Annotated in this window: 17 protein-coding genes; 12 read left to right on the plus strand and 5 right to left on the minus strand. The window is 59.2% G+C overall.

The features are described from left to right. Window positions 1-4: 4 nt before the first annotated feature. The 4 genes from WEU32_RS10635 to mnmA all read left to right on the plus strand — a co-directional run bounded on the left by WEU32_RS10635 (window position 5) and on the right by mnmA (window position 4037). Window positions 5-763, plus strand: coding sequence for a flagellar hook capping FlgD N-terminal domain-containing protein (locus tag WEU32_RS10635; RefSeq protein ID WP_312812405.1), 759 nt, complete (start codon window positions 5-7; stop codon window positions 761-763). 12 nt (window positions 764-775) lie between these two features. Then, complete coding sequence (locus WEU32_RS10640; protein ID WP_406851870.1) at window positions 776-2200, plus strand: flagellar hook-basal body complex protein; 1425 nt, start codon at window positions 776-778, stop codon at window positions 2198-2200. Between the two features lie 187 nt (window positions 2201-2387). Further along, entirely contained in the window at window positions 2388-2672 is a 285-nt protein-coding gene (locus WEU32_RS10645; protein WP_312136305.1) for a DUF1153 domain-containing protein, read from the plus strand. A 144-nt stretch (window positions 2673-2816) separates the two neighbouring features. Continuing rightward, window positions 2817-4037, plus strand: coding sequence for a tRNA 2-thiouridine(34) synthase MnmA (mnmA, locus tag WEU32_RS10650; RefSeq protein ID WP_406851871.1), 1221 nt, complete (start codon window positions 2817-2819; stop codon window positions 4035-4037). Window positions 4038-4084: 47 nt separating this feature from the next. Here mnmA and WEU32_RS10655 read toward each other — a convergent pair whose 3' ends face one another. Continuing rightward, on the minus strand, window positions 4085-5926 hold the full coding sequence (locus WEU32_RS10655; RefSeq protein WP_312136302.1) for a diguanylate cyclase: 1842 nt from the start codon (window positions 5924-5926) through the stop codon (window positions 4085-4087). A 161-nt stretch (window positions 5927-6087) separates the two neighbouring features. Here WEU32_RS10655 and WEU32_RS10660 point away from each other — a divergent pair, with 161 nt between their 5' ends. Next, window positions 6088-6774 (plus strand): DOPA 4,5-dioxygenase family protein, encoded by a 687-nt coding sequence (locus WEU32_RS10660; protein WP_406851872.1) that lies wholly within the window; start codon window positions 6088-6090, stop codon window positions 6772-6774. A 16-nt stretch (window positions 6775-6790) separates the two neighbouring features. On the opposite strand, the gene WEU32_RS10665 is transcribed toward WEU32_RS10660, so the two are convergent. Then, window positions 6791-7282 carry a helix-turn-helix domain-containing protein gene (locus tag WEU32_RS10665; protein WP_312136298.1) on the minus strand — a complete coding sequence of 164 codons (492 nt, stop codon included), beginning with the start codon at window positions 7280-7282 and terminating at the stop codon, window positions 6791-6793. Between the two features lie 104 nt (window positions 7283-7386). Between WEU32_RS10665 and WEU32_RS10670 the strand changes: the two genes are divergently transcribed. The 3 genes from WEU32_RS10670 to eco all read left to right on the plus strand — a co-directional run bounded on the left by WEU32_RS10670 (window position 7387) and on the right by eco (window position 10062). Beyond that, on the plus strand, window positions 7387-8247 hold the full coding sequence (locus tag WEU32_RS10670) for a thioesterase family protein (protein WP_406851873.1): 861 nt from the start codon (window positions 7387-7389) through the stop codon (window positions 8245-8247). A 99-nt stretch (window positions 8248-8346) separates the two neighbouring features. Further along, entirely contained in the window at window positions 8347-9534 is a 1188-nt protein-coding gene (locus WEU32_RS10675; RefSeq protein WP_406851874.1) for a thiolase family protein, read from the plus strand. Window positions 9535-9582: 48 nt separating this feature from the next. Further along, entirely contained in the window at window positions 9583-10062 is a 480-nt protein-coding gene (eco, locus tag WEU32_RS10680) for a serine protease inhibitor ecotin (protein ID WP_406851875.1), read from the plus strand. 214 nt (window positions 10063-10276) lie between these two features. Here eco and WEU32_RS10685 read toward each other — a convergent pair whose 3' ends face one another. From WEU32_RS10685 to thiE, 3 genes are all read right to left on the minus strand, one after another. Then, window positions 10277-10981 (minus strand): hypothetical protein, encoded by a 705-nt coding sequence (locus tag WEU32_RS10685; protein ID WP_406851876.1) that lies wholly within the window; start codon window positions 10979-10981, stop codon window positions 10277-10279. A gap of 69 nt (window positions 10982-11050) precedes the next feature. Continuing rightward, complete coding sequence (locus tag WEU32_RS10690) at window positions 11051-12787, minus strand: ATP-binding protein (RefSeq protein WP_312136287.1); 1737 nt, start codon at window positions 12785-12787, stop codon at window positions 11051-11053. Window positions 12788-12899: 112 nt separating this feature from the next. After that, window positions 12900-13559: a thiamine phosphate synthase gene (thiE, locus tag WEU32_RS10695; protein WP_406851877.1), complete on the minus strand. Its 660-nt coding sequence runs from the start codon at window positions 13557-13559 to the stop codon at window positions 12900-12902. Between the two features lie 155 nt (window positions 13560-13714). Between thiE and WEU32_RS10700 the strand changes: the two genes are divergently transcribed. The 4 genes from WEU32_RS10700 to efp all read left to right on the plus strand — a co-directional run bounded on the left by WEU32_RS10700 (window position 13715) and on the right by efp (window position 15820). Then, complete coding sequence (locus tag WEU32_RS10700; RefSeq protein WP_312812385.1) at window positions 13715-13900, plus strand: (2Fe-2S)-binding protein; 186 nt, start codon at window positions 13715-13717, stop codon at window positions 13898-13900. A gap of 147 nt (window positions 13901-14047) precedes the next feature. Continuing rightward, complete coding sequence (gene bfr / locus WEU32_RS10705) at window positions 14048-14536, plus strand: bacterioferritin (protein WP_312136281.1); 489 nt, start codon at window positions 14048-14050, stop codon at window positions 14534-14536. Between the two features lie 95 nt (window positions 14537-14631). After that, window positions 14632-15129 (plus strand): TspO protein, encoded by a 498-nt coding sequence (locus WEU32_RS10710; RefSeq protein ID WP_406851878.1) that lies wholly within the window; start codon window positions 14632-14634, stop codon window positions 15127-15129. 124 nt (window positions 15130-15253) lie between these two features. After that, the gene (gene efp, locus WEU32_RS10715) at window positions 15254-15820 is read left to right on the plus strand and encodes an elongation factor P (protein ID WP_312136277.1); all 567 of its coding nucleotides are present in this window, start codon (window positions 15254-15256) and stop codon (window positions 15818-15820) included. Window positions 15821-15880 lie beyond the last annotated feature (60 nt).

The raw sequence follows: 15880 nt of genomic DNA on the forward strand, positions 1-15880 counted from the left end.
GCCGATGGTTGATGCCGTCCAGAAAACCGCGAACAGCCAAAACCGGATCAATGCCGGTGCGACGACGCTGTTCGACAATTTCGAAACCTTCCTGACCCTTCTGACCACCCAGTTGAAGAATCAGGACCCCTTGTCGCCGCTGGATTCCAACGAATTCACGGCGCAGTTGACCCAGATGGCGGGCGTCGAGCAGCAATTGCTGACCAATGACCTGCTGCAAGGGATGCTGGCCGCCCAGAACGGTAACGCCCTATCCAATGCCGCCGCCTATATTGGCAAGGAAGGCACGGCGATCTGGAACACGACCCGCTACGAAGACGGTAGCGCCGAGTGGTCCTATGAACTGGGCAAGAATGCCGAAACCGTGTCGCTGGAAGTTCTGGATGCGTCGGGCAAGGTCGTCTGGCGTGGCGAAGGCGATGGCAAGACCACCGGCGTTCACGACTTTAGCTGGGATGGCAAGACGACCGGCGGCGGTCAGGTCGATGATGGCGGCGTCTATTCGTTGCGCGTCACGGCCAAGGACGCCGCTGGCAAGGATGTCGGCAGCCAGACCCTGATCCGCGGCCGCGTCACCTCCGTCGAGATGTATGACGGTGTCCCCTATGTCACCATCGGCAAGTCGATCATGCCGCTGGAAACCCTGATCTCACTTGAAGAGCGAACGGCAGCTACTCCGCCGCCGACCGACGCCGAAGAAGACGATCCGTCCCTGATCGGCACCCTCGCCCGTACCCTCAATCCTCTTTCGTATCTGTCCTAAGGAAACCCAGTCATGAGCATCAATGGCGCCATGTTGGCCGGGGTATCCGGTCTGGCCTCCAACGCAGCGGCCCTGTCCTCGATCTCGCAAAACATCGCGAACGTGAACACGGTCGGCTACAAGCGCGTGGCCACCGAGTTCTCGACCGTCGTCAACACCCAGTCGCAGGGCGTGTCCTATTCGGCAGGCGGCGTGAAGGCGAATACCCGCCAGTTCATCAGCCAGCCAGGTCAGCTTCAGCGCACCACCTCCTCGACCGATCTGGCCATCGCCGGACAGGGCTTCTTTGTGGTGACCGAAAAGTCGGAAAACCTGACGCCTTCGGATGCCCGCCTGTTCACCCGCGCCGGTGCGTTCAAGATTGACGAGCTGGGCTATCTGCAAAACACCTCGGGTTACTACCTGCAAGGCTGGCCGGTTGATGCCGACGGCAATGTGAACCTCGACCCGTCGGACATGAACCGCCTGTCGACCATTAACGTCGGCTCGGTCGGCGGTGCCGCAGAGCCGACCACCCGTGTCAGCCTGAACGCCAACCTCAAGTCCAGCACCAAGCTCAACGACGACATTGCCAACTACGATCCGGCAACCCATTCGATGTCGATGTACGCGCTGGACCCGACCACCGGCATCAAGCCCGATTTCGAGATCACCGTGCCGGTGTCCGATTCCAAGGGCGGCCAGCGCAACATCACCATCTCGTTCCTGAAGAGCGCCACCGCCAACGAATGGCATGCGGAAATCCGCGCGCCGGACGGTGCCGTTGATCCGGCGGTTAGCCCGAACAACCTGCTGAAGTCAGGTACGGTAGCCTTTACGCAGGACGGTCGTTTCGATGTTGCCCGTATGACCGCCCTCGGCGCAGGCGCACTGTTCGATCCGGCCAATCCGGTTCTGACCTTCGCCGGTTCGGATGGCAGCCTGCCCCCGGGTGCTGTTGGCTCCGAGGCCCAGTGGGATGCCTCGTTGGGTATTGCGGGCCAGAGCATCGTATTTGATCTGAACGCCTCGGCGGGCGGTCTGACCCAGTATGACAGCACCAGCTTCGTACAGGCGACCTTCACCAACGGCACGGCCTTCGGCAATCTGACCGAGATCCAGATCGACGATACCGGCTTTGTTACCGCCGTGTTCGACAATGGCGTGATGCGCAAGATTGCCCAGGTTGCACTGGCCACCTTCCCGTCCACCGACAATCTGAGCGAAGTTTCCGGTAACGCCTACCGCGTCAGCCAGAACTCGGGCACCTACAACCTGAAAGCCCCCGGTACCGGCGGCGCAGGCATGATCGGTGCCTCGCAACTTGAGGCGTCCACCGTGGACCTTTCGCACGAGTTCACCAGCCTGATCACAACCCAGCGCGCCTATTCCGCATCGTCGAAAATTATTACGACGGCAGACGAGATGCTCGCCGAACTGATCAACATTAAGCGGTGATTAGCGCCAAGCTAAGACCGATAAGTCCCCGTTAGTATTAGTAAACCTGATGTTTCTGCAGTCATAGCTTGGCTGCAGAACATTGCTCGATATTAGCCATTTCTTCACCACGACCCTTAAATTGGCCTTAGCGGGAGGCCCCTATGGTGAGTGTCAGTGGTGATGGTGGTGAAAGAGGCATTAGCCCATGCTGCAAGAGCGACGCCTAAATAATAACGGCGAACAATATGTGGTCGGCCCGACGGGTACGCCCCTTACGCTGCGCGATCTTCCGCCCGCGGATACAAACCGCTGGGTGATCCGTCGCAAGGCCGAGGTGGTAGCTGCTGTGCGTGGTGGTCTGATCAGTCTGGAAGACGCGCTGACGCGCTATCGTCTGACCGCAGAAGAGTTTGCGGCCTGGCAACAGGCGATTGAAAAATGGGGTATGCAGGGTCTTCGAACCACGCGTATCCAGAGCTATCGCGACTGACCACACGTCTGTCGTCCATGATAAGGGCCGCGACCGAGGGGGAGCGGCCCTTCTTCGTATCGGGGCTTCATATTTGGTGCCATTGGCGGCATTTTTGATAACTGTGGCCCCTATGGCCTCGAAATCGCGCCGCTTAGCCCCTAAATGGCGGCTATGACTATGACCGATGACCTGACCTGCCCCATTCCCGATATCGCCCCCATGTCGCCCACCGACATGGAAGCCGCGATCGAGAGCGTGCGACAGGCCGTCGGTCTGCCGCTGGGTACCCGTATTGTTGCCGCCATGTCGGGCGGTGTGGATTCCACTGTCGTTGCCGCCCTGTTGCACAAGGCGGGCTATGATGTGGTGGGTGTCACCCTGCAACTTTACGACCACGGCGAAGCCCTGAAGAAAAAGGGAGCTTGCTGTGCCGGTCAGGACATCCATGATGCCCGTCTGGCCGCCGATCTAATCGGTATTCCGCACTATGTGCTGGATTACGAGAACCGCTTCAAAGACGCCGTGATCGACCAGTTTGCGGACTCCTATCTCAAGGGCCAGACACCTGTTCCCTGCATCCGCTGCAACCAGACCGTCAAATTCCGCGATCTGCTGGATGTGGCTCGTGACCTTGGTGCCGAGGCCATGGCCACCGGCCACTATGTGCGCCGCGCCATTGCCGGTAACCGCGCCCAGATGCGCAAGGCCATCGATCATTCGCGTGATCAGTCCTACTTCCTTTTCGCCACCACCCAGGACCAGTTGGACTATCTGCGCTTCCCGCTGGCCGATCTGGAAAAGCCGCAGGTGCGCGGCGTAGCGGCCAGCCTTGGCCTGCGCATCGCCGCCAAGCCGGACAGTCAGGACATCTGTTTCGTGCCCACTGGCGACTATCGCACCCTGATCGACCGTCTGCGCCCGCAAGGCCGCGAAGCGGGCGAAATCGTGCATATGGACGGTCGTGTTCTGGGCAAGCACTCGGGCATTACCGACTACACCATCGGCCAGCGTCGCGGTCTGAACGTGGCCGTGGGCGAGCCCTTGTTCGTGACCAAGCTGAACCCCGAACTGCGTCAGGTCATTGTCGGCCCACGCGAAGCCCTGTTGACCGCCAGCCTCGTGCTGGAAGAAACCAACTGGCTGGGCCAACAGGCCACGATCGAAGAAGCTGCCCGCGACGGTGCCGAGGTATTGGCCCGCGTTCGCTCGACCCGCCAGCCTTCCAAGGCCCGTCTTGCTTATGAGGACGGCGAAGTGAAGGTCGTGTTTGCACAAGGCGAAGAAGGTGTCGCCCCCGGTCAGGCCTGCGTCCTCTATGATCCAGCCGATGACGAGCGGGTACTGGGCGGTGGTTTTATCCAGTCAACCCAAGCGGTTCTCTGACCCCGATATCAAAAAGGCCACGGCATAATCACCGTGGCCTTTTTTCTTTATTCCGCGCTGGTTAAAGCCCCGGCTTCGTACATAACCGTCCGGTTTCGACCGTCCCTCTTGGCCTGATAAAGGGCCGCATCGGCATGTTTCAGTAGGTCGGCACCCGTCCGTTCCATATCAGGGTTCCACTGGCTGATACCAAACGACATAGTGATCGACCCCAGAAGCTGATTACGCAGACGCGGGGACAGCTTGGACATGGCCTCGCGAACATTTTCAACGCGGCGCAGCAAGTCTTCCTTGGTCGTACCCGGCGCAATGATGGTGAACTCCTCACCACCATAACGGCAGACAATGTCGCCATCGCGGAAGCGTTCACCCAACTCACTGGCCACCAGCGCCAGAACCGCATCACCCGCATCGTGACCATATTCGTCATTGAAGCGTTTGAAGTGATCGACATCGCACATGACCACACATAGCGGCGTGTCTGCACGACTGGCCCGGGCCACTTCAAGGGCCAAAGCCTCTTCCATATAGCGACGATTGAACAAGCCTGTCAGCGGGTCACGGATGGTCTGTTCCTTCAGATCGCGCTGCAGACGGCGGTTCGTCATGGCCGAGGCAATATTCTCGACCAGAACACTCATCCGGAAGCGGGCCTCGCTATCCAGAATGCCATCCATATACAGAACACCGATGACTTCGCCCGATGCCAGCAAAGGCTCGCAGTGATAGGCTACGACGTCCTCGTGAACGTGGTCACAAACCACATCCTTGCCCTTGCCGCTGACATAGTGCTCCTGACCACGACGCAGAGCCCAGCACTTATCCGGGGCAAAACTCTGCCCCACGTCGCGCGGTTCGCCCCATACCGACATCGGCACCAGAAGATTGCGCGAATTATTATAAGCATAAAGCGCGCCCGGCAGGTCCGGCATGACACGCGGTACAAATATGCTGATGACCTCGGCCAGTTCTTCGTCGGTGCGTGTGGCCTGCATACGGTGCGACATGGCGCCCAGCAGCTCCATCACCTCGCCACGTTCTTTCAGCGTCTGGCTGCTGGCCAATAGTTCATCGTGAACGCGACGCAGTTCGGCCTTGCTGCGTTCTTGTGCAGCAGAGGTGGTTTCCAGCTTCTGGGCCATCGCATTATAGCCGTGCGCCAGACGGTCGAACTCCTTGGAGCCCATTTTCTCCTCAACACGGGCATCCATTTCGCCCTGTCCGAACCGGGTCATGGCAGCATCCAGTACGCGGGTCGGATAGCGGATACGACTGATCGCCATGGCCGACAGCAACAAGGTCAGCAGAGCAATAAGCGGCCCGCCAAACAGAGCCAGTCCACGCCCCCAGGCCAGACGTCTCTCGGCGGACATAATGCGCTTGTCGCGTATCGCTTCTTCTTCGTTCAGGAAGTCCTGTGCAATCAGCACCAGCGCATTCATCGTCTCGTGGCCGCGCCCTTCCGAAATAGCCGTTCTTGCCTCGTTAAAAGCATTCTGCCGGGCCATCTGCAGAGGCGTATTCATCAGTTCGACACGCTCGTCCATCAGCACGCCGAATTCACGGACTCTACGGTTCTGCACCGGATTATCCTTGGTGAGCTCGTATAGCTGACCATAGGACTGGCGCGCATCCTCGATGCGGCGCTCAAACGACTGCGCAAGGCCCGGATTTTGCGTCAGTACATAGCCGCGTTGACCGGATTCCGCATCGCGCAAACCGGCCATAGTCTCTTCCATCGCCTGAATGATCTGGCTGGAGTGCATGACCCACTGGAAGCTCTCGCGACTCTGACGAGAAGCGTCAACTATGGCCAGAACCAGTACAAACAGGGCCGTCGCAACCATAATACCCACGGCGGCGATACGCGATGTCAGGGACGTAAACATAACTACATCTTTATACTCGGACCTTTGACGTATCATAAACATATAGCGTCTTGGCGCGCCATCGCCAGCAAAGCTAAGGGCTGCTTCAGAAGAACTCATGCAGCATTACGACAGCGTTTTGTTAGGGATAAACCCTGAAACGGATTGAACAGGGATTATCCATGCGCCGCGCACCTTCCAGCACCATGCCGGACTCCGCTGGCCCCATTGAAAGCCTGTCGCCACACCGCAGAAACCTTTTGCTGGGGGCTGGCACCGCCGCTATCGCCATTGCACCAAACACAGCCAGGGCCTCGTCTGCATCCACATCATCCGGTGCCTTTGCCCCGCATGTTCCGCCCGCTGCAACGGGTCAGTCTCCATGGGGTGATGTATTGAACGAAACGACAGCCGCCCCCGTTTCCTTACGTCCCGGCGAGGCCGTTTTACCAACCAGACCCCAGCCCTTTACCCGTATTGGCAGCTATCACGCCCACATCTATTTTGACGAGGACAACCCCCACAAGGCCGCTCTTTTGCGTCAGTGGGTGCTTGAGCGTTTTCCTGTCGAACTGGGCAATTGGAACCTCGAACCGCGCGGCCCGCATGTGACGCCGTCATTCTATTTCGGCTTCACCAATGATCTTCTGGCCGTCATCATCCCGTGGTTGCAGCTAAACAGCCTCGGCCTGACCATTCTTTTGCATCCCAATACAGATGATCCGCGCGCGGACCATCTGGACTATGCCATGTGGATCAACCGGTCCCAGCCGGTAAATGCCTATCGCATGGCCAGCCATGTCGAACCGCATGAAGTCGAGAAAATCCTGCCCAATACCCGCCCGACCATCGTGCCGGAACGGGGCTGACCGCAGACGAAGACCTTTAGGCTACTTCGTCCTCGGCCATCATGTCGCCGACGGTAGGGCGGTCGGCGGTATAGATGACCTGAACCTCGCGAGGGCGGACCATCTCGTTGCAGCAGCCACACGCAATGCGCGGTTGTAGAATATTGTCGCAAGTCTTGTGACGCAGGACCACGCCCGATTGCTGGTCGTGATAGACATGTTTCTCGCCCCACGCATGCAGGGTGACCAGTACGCCGTACAGGTCCTTGCCCTTGGCCGTCAGCACATATTCATTGCGCGGCGGGCGTTCCGAATACAGACGCGGCTCCAGCACACCGTGATGCACCAGTGATTTCAGGCGCGCCGCCAGAACATTGCGGGCCACGCCCAGATGTTCCTGCCATTGCTCGAAACGCGTCACACCGTTGAAGGCGTCGCGGATCACAAGCATGGTCCAAGGATCACCGATGACTTCGAGAGCACCGGCGACAGAACAGCTTTGGCGTGAATAGTCGGCTGTGCGTCCCATGCCTATAGAGTGACCCCGCGTCAGGATTTTTACAAGGGTTGCGATTTTAAATGCACCGAGTAAGTTTCTAATTGAAACCCGACTACCATCAGATCGACCTTCCCATGGCAGACCCCCACCCGACTTCATCGCTCGAACTGCTGGAACAGGCGTTCGCGCTGACGCCCGTCGAAGGCGGGCTGTCCAGCCTGATGCGCGAAGAGTTTTCCAACGCCCCGCAACAGTTGCCGCCGGAAAAAGGCTTTCCGTTCGGGGGCTTATTGGCCGCCCTGTGCGCCAAGGCCATGCGTCAGGGGCTGGATATCGATGCGCCGCTGCAAACCCTGTCGGTGCAGTATCTGGCGGCGGCAAACTATGGCCAGCCGCTGTTGTTCACCCCGCAAATGCTGCGAAAAGGCCGCCAGATCACCTATGCCGCCGTTCAGGCCGCACAGGGCGAGCGCCTGACCCACAATGCCAGCGGCACATTTGGCCGCAACACCCCGGATGCCGCCGCCCTCTATGATCGCGCTGTGCCGCCCCCCGCGCTCGACAGCCTTCCTGTCGGTGTCGGTATGCAGGGACCATTTGCACCGCGCTTTGCCCTACATGCCGAATACCGTTTTGACGGTGGCCCGAACATTTTTGGCGGTAACAAGGATGGCAAACGCAATGAGCGTTGCTGGATCAGGATGCGCGATGGCCAGCCGCTGGATGAAATCCGCCTCTGCTATTTGCTGGATGCACTGTATCCGCCGTCATGGACGGGTTTCGAGGCTCCGCCGATCATGACCACGGTAGATCTGCGCTATGATTTCCTGACGCCGCCAACGCCCGCCAATGCACCCGATGGCTGGGCCTATTTCGAATACAGCCTGATCCAGCACTCCGATGGCTGGGCCGTCGATGACGCCATCGCATGGGGCGCGGACGGCAGTGTGCTGGCCACATCGCGCCAGCGACGCAAAGTCCTTGGCCACGCCTAAGCTAATCGAGAACAGTTTACCCGCATATCTCTTGCTTCGGGGGCATCACGCCCCCTAATCAGGCGCACTCTAGTGATTTGCCGCCAAAGGCTGAAACCCATGACTACCCCTGCTGATCCCGTCGTCATCTGCTCCTATGCCCGCACGCCGATGGGCGGGTTCCAGGGCGCTCTGTCCAGCGTAAAGTCCACTGTACTGGGCAGCACCGCCGTTAAGGCCGCGGTCGAGCGCGCTGGCGTGGCCCCTGAAAAAATCGACCAGATTTTCATGGGCTGCGTCTTGCCCGCAGGTCTGGGTCAGGCTCCGGCCCGTCAGGCGGCACTGGGTGCCGGTCTGCCGCTGGGCGTCGAGGCCACCACGTTGAACAAGATGTGTGGTTCGGGTCTGCAAGCCGCCGCCATGGCGCATGATGCCCTGCTGGCCGGTACAGCCGATGTCATCGTCGCGGGCGGCATGGAATCCATGACCGGTGCCCCGTACCTGATGAACAAGCACCGTGGCGGTGCGCGTATCGGCCATGACACCATCATCGACAGTATGATGATGGACGGTCTGGAAGACGCCTATGAAGGCAAGGCCATGGGCGTGTTTGCCGAAGCTGCCGCCGAAAAATACGGCTTCACGCGCGAAGACATGGATGCCTATGCCATCGAAAGCCTGAACCGCGCCAAGGAAGCCATTGCTTCGGGCGCATTCAAGAACGAGATCGTTCCAGTCGAGATCGAAACCCGCAAGGGCGTCGTAACCGTCTCTGAAGACGAACAACCGGGCAAGGCCGATCCGGCCAAGATCCCGACCCTGCGCCCCGCCTTCATCAAGGATGGCCACATCACGGCCGCCAATGCCTCGTCTATCTCGGACGGTGCCGCCGCTCTGGTCATGGCGCGTGAAAGCACGGCCAAGGCACTGGGCCTGAACATTATCGCCCGCGTCGTCGCCCATTCTGGCCATGCGCAAGAACCGGGCCTGTTCACCACCGCACCGGTTCCGGCCATGCAGAAGACCCTGCAAAAAGCGGGCTGGAGCGTCGATGATGTCGATCTGTGGGAAGTGAACGAAGCCTTCGCCGTCGTCGCCATGATCGCCCAGAAGGAACTGGGCATCGACCGCGCCAAGCTGAACGTCAATGGCGGCGCGACCGCTTTGGGTCACCCGATCGGCGCATCCGGTGCGCGTATCATGGCCACTCTTCTGGCAGCTCTGGAAGCTCGCAACCTCAAACGCGGCGTCGCCTCGCTGTGCATCGGTGGCGGCGAAGCTATCTCGATGGCTGTGGAACGAGTTTAAGCGGTTTTGCGTTATCGCGTCATGTTTTCACAATATAAAGCACTCTCCATGCGCAGTTTTGCCCTTGCCGCTGTCGCGGCTCTGATGGTTTCGGCCTGTGCAACGCCGTCGGTAGAGGCTGAATCCTCCGATGCCGATCTAATGAAGGCTTTCCCGCAAGCCGTGGCTGGTCAACAGCGCCATGTGCTGTCCCTCCCCCCCCTCGACAACGAGGATGCAGTCAAGGTTGAGCTTCTGATCGGCCAGACCAAGACCATCGACTGCAACCACCAGACCCTCGGTGGCCAGTTGGAAGAACGCACCGCTGAAGGCTGGGGCTATAATTACTATGTCCTGACTGAAGTTCGCGGGGGTGCTTCGACCATGATGGGCTGCCCTCCGGGTTCGGAACGCGAAGCTTTCGTCACCCTGCCGCAGCAAACCTTGGTGCGTTATAATTCGCGCCTGCCGATCGTGATCTACACCCCCGAAAACGTCGAGGTTCGCTACCGCTTGTGGCGTGCCGACGAAGTTCGCGGGCTGAACTGAGATACCGATCCTTCGATAACCCGAAGGTGAGGCCGTCCAGAAGGGCGCAGGGGTTCAGCCTCTGCGCCCTTTTTCATGAGACGTGATAGTTGCGACATGCCGATGCCCAGAATAATCATCGCGACCTCCATATTGCGAATGATTGTCAAGATCATTCAGTCTCGACGATTCAGCAACCCCTAAAATCGACACCGCATAACTGTGATAGCTTCACCTAACGCGGATCAACCGTCTGCGCGATTTGCTCGGCAAGATCGCCGTCAGCGCCATCCATAGCCATCACCCAGACATGGATATCTACGGGCTGTGCATCCTCACGACGGAAAAGATGCTCGACCGCGCGGCGGCGCACTCCCTCGGTGACAACAATACTGGTGCGCCCCGCAACCTCGGCCTGATCCCCGCCATAGATCGGGTAATCCGATTGTGGCCCAGTATAGATCATCAGCAAAGGTGTCTCGCCGCGACGCACCGAGTAGACCTTGGCTGATGGTCCTGCGGGACGTTCGACAATCTGCGCGCCTTTGAGATCGATACGGAAAGGCAGGGCGGCAATGGCAGCATTATTCAAAGGCACAATGCGTGGCGCAGGGCTCGCATCCCGCACCTGAGCAACCGGTGCTGTTACCTGTGCCTGCGCTGGAGTCTGCGTTTGAGCGGGGGAAGCCGGTCGTACTGCCGTCACCGCCGGTGCCGGTCTGCTCATCGGCGCGGAACGGGCGGCCGGATTTTGCGTCGCCGCCGGATTGGCCTGCGCCGCAGGTGCAGGCACCGACGTTGCTTGCGGCGAACGTGCGTTCAATGCGCGTGTCAGTTCCTGAGCAGTCGGTGCCGTCGCGCTTTGGGCCAAGGCCCCTTGCGCAGCCATTAGGGCCGATACCGAAACCACCAGCGAAGAAAGAGTCTTGGCCTTAGTCATAAGCACATCATGTTCCCGAACAGCTTCACAGACGAAACGCTTTTGCGTGATCCATATGCAGGTAAAATCTCAGTAGGCTTCCGGTAGTTCCACCCAGAACGACGCGCCATGCCCCTGCACCGAGGCAACACCCATCTGGCCCTTTTGTAGCTCGGCCAGACGTTTGGACAGGGCCAGACCGATACCGTGCCCCTCGATCGAAGATCGCTCTAGCCCCAAACGGTTGAATGGTTCGAACAACTGGACCTGTTTCTCGGGTGTCAGCCCGCGTCCGCCATCCTCTACTGCCAGCCGGATCATCCCGTCCTCGCGGCGTGTCGCAATGAAACGGACAAACCCGCCTTCGCGCCCGTACTTAACGGCATTACTGCCCAGATTGATCATGATCTGGGTCAGGCGCTGGGAATCCGCCATAATCTTCAACCCGCTTTCAGCCACCTGTATATCAAGCTTCAGTCCGGCAGCTTCGGGCATCATAGACACAGTATGGCTGACATCGTGCAATACGCCCGCCACATCCGTCGGGCGCAACTCTATGCGAACGGCCCCGGATTCCGCTTGCGACACATCCAGCAGATCATGGGCCAGATTTTCAATTTGGCGACCTGTGCGGACCATCATCTGGGCCATGTCCTTCTGGGCCGGTGTCACCTCGCCTAAATGACCGGAAGCCCACATTTCGGCGATACCGATAATGCCCCCGACAGGACTTTTAATCTCGTGAGCCACATTGGCCAGCAAGCGCGACTTGGCCGCCGATGCTTCCTCGGCCTTCTGACGACCGCTACGTGCCCGCTCTGCCAAGGCATCGCGCTCGTCCAGCAAGGCCGCTACCACCAGAACAGGCGCATATCCGAACAGGATCAGCATCTGCGCCATAGCCAGCGCCGCCCCAGGCTCCATATTATGATAGGGGCCGCTTCCCGCCATCGTGCCTTTGATGGCGATGACACCAACCACCAGTAGCCCTATCGCTGTCCCCAGCACCCGCATCCGCACAGCAATGAGCAGCAGCAGCGGCAGGATTGCAAAACCAAGTGCCAGAAAAGAATAGTGGAATACCATCAGCGATGCCGCAACCAGCACTGCCAGCATAAACAGGGTTTCGGCCAGTCGCCCGATACGCTGACCGTTTTTCGCGGAAGCGCCCCCTACCGCTCGGTTTAAGGCCCCGCCGAGCGAGAAACCGATGGCCAGCACCATCAACATACCCACGCCGTGGCCCAGCCACCATATGCGGACACCGCCCAGATACCCGTCGCTAGCCCCGTGCTTGAGCAAAAAACCGCACAGCAGCGCGGATGGCAAACAAGCCACAAGACAGGTCACGATCAGCTTCATATGACCTTTGACCGTGTGCGCATCCAGTCGAGGGAAGACAGACCGCAGCAGCACCACGGCCAGCGCGATCTCCAGCAGGTTCAGGCCCACAAATATAATCGCACGGTGCGGCGGATTACCGAGGATCAACTCCCCTGCCATCAGCGCCATAAACACCAGAGCCGCAAAGGCCACGCTATAGGTCAGGCCCCGCCCGCCTTTCAGCCAAGCCAAAACAGCGACGCCGCTGGTGATCCACAAGGTCGAGGTAATCCCAGGTCCGGCCACCATAAAGCGAACCGAAATTACGACCAGAAGGCACAAGGCCCCGATTGTGCCCACCAAGGCAAACGGACGCCGGAAAAAAGTCATATTGGCAGGAGGGTTACGTCCGTACAATCGCGCCAGAACCGTACCAAGGCTTGCGGCCTCACCCTTCTCTCCAGCCTGACGCGGCGTATCGGTCCAGGTTTGTCCGACTTCCATGACGTTCCCTGCGCTGTAATCTGCGCCCTTACCCTGCTTTATATGCAGAGTTTACATCATGCTCTTTAATAGGGTCTGAAGCCGTCACGTTCCCGCACACAGCGATGCGTGATTAATAGGCCGTGTTCAGAGCATGCGAAAACGCACGGACCGCCGCGGCCTCGCCCTCTGGATGGTTCCAGACCGCGCCGCTGACAGCCACAAAATCAGCCCCTGCGCGAGCAATGTCTGCTGCCGTTTCAACCGTGATACCGCCAATGGCGACGCACGGTGTTTCCATGGTCTCCTGCCAGATGGTCAGGACATCGGTTTCAGGACGGTGAGTGGTTTCCTTGGTGTTTGTCGGGAAGAAGGCTCCGAAGGCCACATAGTCGGCACCCGCCTCGGCCGCTTCCATCGCCAGATGGCGGCTGTCATGACAGGTGGCACCGATCATCGCGTCTTCGCCAAGCATACGACGCGCATCTGCGACCGAGGCGTCGCCCTGCCCCACATGCACCCCGTCACATCCTGTGGCCTTGGCCAGATCGGGCCGGTCATTCAACAGGACCGGCACGCCATGCGCATGGCAAACAGGTTTCAGCTTGGCCACCGCCGCGCGGATCTGGTCGTCCGAGGCCGGTTTCAGACGGATCTGCACCGCCGCAACCTCGCCTGCCCCCAACGCCTTGTCCAGACGTGCGGCAAAGGCGTCCAGATCATCGATCGACGCAGGCGTGATCAGATACAGCTGACACACAGGGCGAGGCGGGACTTGCGGTTCACGAGCCATACCCCGCCCTGCCCGCATCTGCACAGCGCGTCAATGTCTTTGGCTTGGCACACGCCCCGTATTCACAATCCGTTAGTCGAAATGCGAATGAGTTGCATAACTTTTAGCGCGTGCTATAGAGAGTCATTCTCAGCAGCAAACAAGAGCAGTCCGCCTTGTACGTTTGTAACTGTAACGGCATCCGCTCCCGCGACGTCCACTTTGCTATCGAGGCAGGGGCCAAGCGCCCGAAGGACATTTTTGCCTCGCAGGGCTGTCAGGCCCAGTGCGCAAAATGCGTCTGTGAAATGCGCCAAATGATCCAGGAATCGCGCGAAGCCTTTGCTGTCGCCGCCGAATAATCCCTATCTGCTTCTGAGAGTGAAAAACGCTCGCATTATCAATGCAGTGAAAGTAACTCGCAAATAAACATAACGCCTAAAGCCGTGTTATTCTCCGCATCAATCAGATAGCGGCCCCCTCCGCTGTCATACACGGAGAAACAAGCCATGAAGGGCGATCCCGCAATCATTCGCACCCTTAACAAGGTGTTGACCAACGAACTGACGGCCGTGAACCAATACTTCCTTCACGCGCGCATGTTCGAAAGCTGGGGCCTGACGCACCTTGGCGACATTATCTACAAGGAATCGATCGGCGAGATGAAACACGCCGATCTGCTGATCAAGCGCGTCCTGTTCCTTGACGGCCTGCCCAACCTGCAAGACCTGCATAAGCTCAAGGTGGGCGAAGACCCCATTGAATGCCTGCAAGCCGATCTGCAACTGGAAATGGACAGCCGTCTGGCCACCCGTGACGCCCTGACAGAATGCGAACAGGCCCGCGATTACGTCAGCCGCGACATGCTGCTGACGATCCTGTCGGATACCGAAAACCACATCGACTTCCTCGAAAACCAGCTGCATCTGGTCGAGTTGATGGGCAAGCAGAACTATCTGCAATCGGCCATGAAAGAGATCGTTGGCGAAGGCCACTGATCTTTCGAAGCAGACCAGACATGCCAAAGGCGGCGGGGGAACATCTCCGCCGCCTTTTCATTTGCCTTAAGTGACTTGGCAGACGGGGAAGGCAAATGGCCCACATGGATGACCTGATCGACACGGCCCGCGACAAGGCGGGGCATTTCCTCAATGCGGACGGACGTGACTGGAGGCATGTCGCGCTTGGGGCTGTTCTGGTCACCGGATTTGCCGTGGCTATTACTACGCTGGCCAAGGAGGCCTCGCCCGATCCCTCCTCGCGCGCCCTGTTCCGGCGCGTAAAGAAAGAGGTCAGGGCGGGTAATCTGCTGCTGCCCGCCGTGTTCTCCTCCAATACCCTTTCGGCCTTACGGGTCTGGAACGCCCCTGCGCGTCGCGGGAAAACGACGGCTATGGGGCTGTGGGCATTGGCCCAGACCGCCAATGCATGGTGGCTGGCCGCCCGCCCGCAAAACCGTTGGAGCCAGATCGGAGCTGCCATGACATCGGCTGGACTGGCTGCCGCCTTTGCCTATGAGGCGCGACGCCTGAAAGTAGATGCCGTTGTTGATCCCGCCTCACAGGCCAATGCTCTGGTCAAACAGCCATAGAAATAGCCGTCATAATGGTGGCCGACATTGCCATTTGCCTTCATCTACTCTAGGTCTCGCGGCGATTTGGAGCGCCCCGAAAGGGCTGCGCCCACCTGCCCATAAACGAGCCCGAACCTTCCCTATGAAAATCAACGCGAATACCATCAAGCCCGGTATGGTCCTGCAGCACAACAATGGTCTGTGGGTTGTCACCAAGGCCAGCCACGTCAAACCCGGCAAGGGCGGCGCTTTTGCCAACGTGGAAGCCAAGAACCTCGAAACCGGCAACAAGCTGAACGAGCGCTTCCGTTCGGAAGACAAGGTCGAGCGCGTCACGCTGGAACAGCGCGACTACTCCTACCTGTTCGACAACGGCGACACCCTGGTCTTCATGGACGACGAGTCCTACGAGCAGATCGAACTGCAAAAGGGCTGGGTCGGTGAAGACCGCATCCCTTACCTGCAAGAAGGCATGAAGGTGATCATCGAGTCGCACGAAGGTCGCCCGATCGGTCTGGAACTGCCGGACCACGTCGTGCTGGAAGTGGCCGAGACCGAGCCGACCGTAAAGGGCCAGACCGCTTCGTCGTCGTACAAGCCGGCAACCGCCTCGAACGGCGTGCGCGTCATGATCCCGCCGTTCATGTCTGCCGGTGAGAAAATCATCGTCGACACTTCGACGGGTGAGTACGTGCGTCGCGCGGACTAAAATTCGCCGACTTTTGCCTGCAAAGGCTGAAATTCAGGGGTGCGGATGGTCCGCACCCCT

Origin of the sequence: Brevundimonas sp. BH3, from assembly GCF_045345115.1 — a bacterium.
GTDB lineage: Bacteria > Pseudomonadota > Alphaproteobacteria > Caulobacterales > Caulobacteraceae > Brevundimonas.